Annotated in this window: 2 protein-coding genes and 1 pseudogene; all 3 read left to right on the forward strand. The window is 54.7% G+C overall.

Translation table 11 applies throughout. From position 1 onward, the window contains the following. The first annotated feature begins 172 nt into the window (after window positions 1–172). Entirely contained in the window at window positions 173–1,807 is a 1,635-nt protein-coding gene (gene oppA, locus KHQ28_RS28105) for an oligopeptide ABC transporter substrate-binding protein OppA (RefSeq protein WP_004148754.1), read from the forward strand. A gap of 85 nt (window positions 1,808–1,892) precedes the next feature. Beyond that, a complete protein-coding gene (oppB, locus tag KHQ28_RS28110) occupies window positions 1,893–2,813 on the forward strand; it encodes an oligopeptide ABC transporter permease OppB (protein WP_002910089.1) in 921 nt (306 codons plus the stop codon). A 14-nt stretch (window positions 2,814–2,827) separates the two neighbouring features. Continuing rightward, window positions 2,828–3,255: pseudogene (locus KHQ28_RS28115) on the forward strand (peptide ABC transporter permease); the annotation flags it as partial.

The following is a 3,255-nucleotide window of genomic DNA, read 5'->3' on the forward strand; positions in this document are numbered from 1 at the left end:
CCTCCAGCGAGGGCAACGAATCGACGTTAAGACTGCCGTTCGAGCGGTCGTAATAAATAAGTCGGTGATAGCAATCTGCCAATCGCAAACTCCTGCGTTGGACAGAACCCGAAAACGGGAAAAACAGGCTGGTTAAAAAACCAGTAATTATAATGACTGGAGTTACAACACAATGACCATCATCACTAAAAAGCGTTTAATCGCCGCGGGAGTGCTATCCGCACTGATCGCCGGCAATATGGCAATGGCAGCGGATGTCCCGGCTGGAGTGCAGCTGGCAGAGAAGCAAACCCTGGTACGTAATAGCGGCGCCGAGCCGCAATCGCTGGACCCAAATAAAATCGAAGGGGTGCCAGAGGCCAATATTAGCCGCGACCTGTTCGAAGGTTTGCTGAATACTTCGCCGAAAGATGGCCACCCGATCCCAGGCGTGGCGGAGAGCTGGGATAATAAAGATTTTAAAGTCTGGACCTTCCATCTGCGTAAAGATGCAAAATGGTCTAACGGCGAGCCGGTTACCGCCCAGGACTTCGTATACAGCTGGCAGCGTCTGGTAGATCCGAAAACAGCTTCTCCTTATGCCAGCTATCCGCAATATGGTCATATCGTTAACGTCGACGAAATCATTGACGGCAAGAAAGCGCCGAGCGAGCTGGGCGTAAAAGCCATTGACGACCACACGCTGGAAGTCACCCTCAGCGAACCGGTACCCTATTTTTATAAACTGCTGGTTAACCCGGCGATGTCTCCCGTCTACAAACCGGCCATCGAAAAATTTGGCGAAAAGTGGACGCAGCCTGGCAATATCGTTACCAACGGCGCGTATACTCTGAAAGACTGGGTGGTCAACGAGCGGATCGTGATGGAGCGTAACCCGCACTATTGGGATAATGCTAAAACCGTCATTAACACCGTTACCTGGCTGCCGACCTCTTCCGAAGTGACCTATGTTAACCGCTACCGCAGCGGTGAACTGGACATGACTTATAACCAGCTGCCGATCGAACTCTTCCAGAAGCTGAAAAAAGAGATCCCCAACGAGCTGCACGTTGACCCCTATCTGTGTACCTATTATTACGAAATCAACAACCAGAAGGCCCCGTTCACCGACGTGCGCGTGCGTACCGCGCTGAAGCTGGGTCTGGATCGCGATATTATTGCTAATAAGGTTAAAGGACAGGGCGATCTGCCGGCCTACGGCTACACCCCACCGTATACCGATGGCGCGAAGCTGAGCGAGCCGGAATGGTTTACCTGGTCGCAGGAAAAACGCAACGAAGAAGCGAAAAAACTGCTGGCCGAAGCCGGCTATAGCGCCGATAAACCGTTGACCTTCAACCTGCTGTATAACACCTCTGATTTGCACAAGAAGCTGGCGATTGCCGCCGCCTCGCTGTGGCGTAAAAACCTGGGCATTGACGTGAAGCTGGTCAACCAGGAGTGGAAAACGTTCCTCGATACCCGTCATCAGGGCACCTATGACGTGGCGCGTGCGGGCTGGTGCGCCGACTATAACGAGCCAACCTCTTTCCTGAACACCATGCTCTCTGACAGTTCAATGAACACCGCGCACTATAAGAGCCCGGCGTTCGACAAGATTATGGCTGAATCCGTAAAAGCATCCGATGAAGCGCAGCGCACGGCGGCCTATGCGAAAGCAGAGCAGCAGCTGGACAAAGACAGCGCGATCGTACCGGTCTATTACTACGTTAACGCCCGCCTGGTGAAACCGTGGGTCGGTGGCTATACCGGTAAAGACCCGATGGATAACGTCTATACCAAAGACCTCTACGTTATCAAACATTAATGGCAATACGTGGAGCGGGTCTCGGCTCGCTCCATCGTGTCTTATTTGAGAGCAGTGCAAAGGCACACGCCAGAAGGTACGGGCAATGTTAAAATTTATCTTACGTCGCTGTCTGGAAGCGATTCCGACGCTATTTATTCTTATCACCATCTCATTCTTCATGATGCGTCTGGCGCCGGGAAGTCCTTTTACCGGGGAACGCACGCTACCGCCGGAAGTCATGGCGAATATTGAAGCAAAATACCATTTAAACGACCCTATCATGACGCAGTACTTCAATTATCTGAAGCAGCTGGCGCATGGCGATTTTGGTCCCTCTTTTAAATACAAAGATTATTCCGTCAACGATCTGGTGGCCGCCAGCTTCCCGGTTTCAGCGAAACTTGGCTTCGCCGCCTTTTTACTGGCGGTGGTGATCGGCGTTGCCGCCGGGGTGATAGCCGCCCTGAAGCAAAATACCCGCTGGGACTACGCGGTGATGGGGGTAGCCATGACCGGCGTGGTTATTCCGAGCTTTGTGGTCGCGCCGCTGCTGGTGATGATCTTTGCCATTACCCTGCACTGGCTGCCGGGCGGCGGCTGGAACGGCGGGGCGCTGAAATTTATGATCCTGCCGATGGTGGCGCTTTCCCTGGCCTATATCGCCAGCATCGCGCGTATCACCCGCGGCTCAATGATTGAAGTGCTGCACTCTAACTTTATCCGCACCGCGCGGGCGAAGGGGCTGCCGATGCGTCGCATTATTCTGCGCCATGCGCTGAAGCCGGCGCTGCTGCCGGTGCTCTCCTATATGGGGCCAGCTTTCGTGGGCATCATCACCGGCTCAATGGTCATTGAAACCATTTACGGCCTGCCGGGGATCGGCCAGCTGTTCGTTAACGGGGCGCTTAACCGCGACTACTCGCTGGTGCTCAGCCTGACGATCCTCGTTGGCGCCCTGACTATCCTGTTCAACGCCATCGTTGACGTGCTGTACGCCGTTATCGATCCGAAGATTCGCTACTGAAGCCGGAGTTCGCCATGATGTTAAGTAAGAAAAATAGCGAGGCGCTGGAAAACTTCAGTGAGAAGCTGGAAGTGGAGGGGCGTAGCCTCTGGCAGGACGCGCGTCGTCGCTTTATGCATAACCGCGCCGCGGTGACCAGCCTGATTATGCTGGTGCTTATTGCGCTGTTCGTTACCTTCGCGCCGATGGTGTCGTCGTTCTCCTACTTCGATACCGACTGGGGCATGATGTCCAATGCCCCGGATATGGCCTCCGGCCACTACTTCGGAACCGACTCCTCCGGGCGCGATCTGCTGGTGCGCGTAGCGATCGGCGGGCGCATTTCGCTGATGGTCGGGGTGGCGGCGGCGCTGGTGGCGGTGATCCTCGGCACGCTGTACGGTTCGCTCTCCGGTTATCTCGGCGGCAAAGTGGATTCGGTGATGATGCGTCTGCTGGAGAT

Origin of the sequence: Klebsiella sp. 28, from assembly GCF_018223905.1 — a bacterium.
Lineage (GTDB): Bacteria > Pseudomonadota > Gammaproteobacteria > Enterobacterales > Enterobacteriaceae > Klebsiella > Klebsiella pneumoniae.

Excerpts from the sequence above, each read along its gene's own strand:
- oppA (WP_004148754.1), top strand. The coding sequence starts at position 173 with ATGACCATCATCACTAAAAAGCGTTTAATCGCCGCGGGAGTGCTATCC.
- oppB (WP_002910089.1), top strand. The coding sequence starts at position 1,893 with ATGTTAAAATTTATCTTACGTCGCTGTCTGGAAGCGATTCCGACGCTA.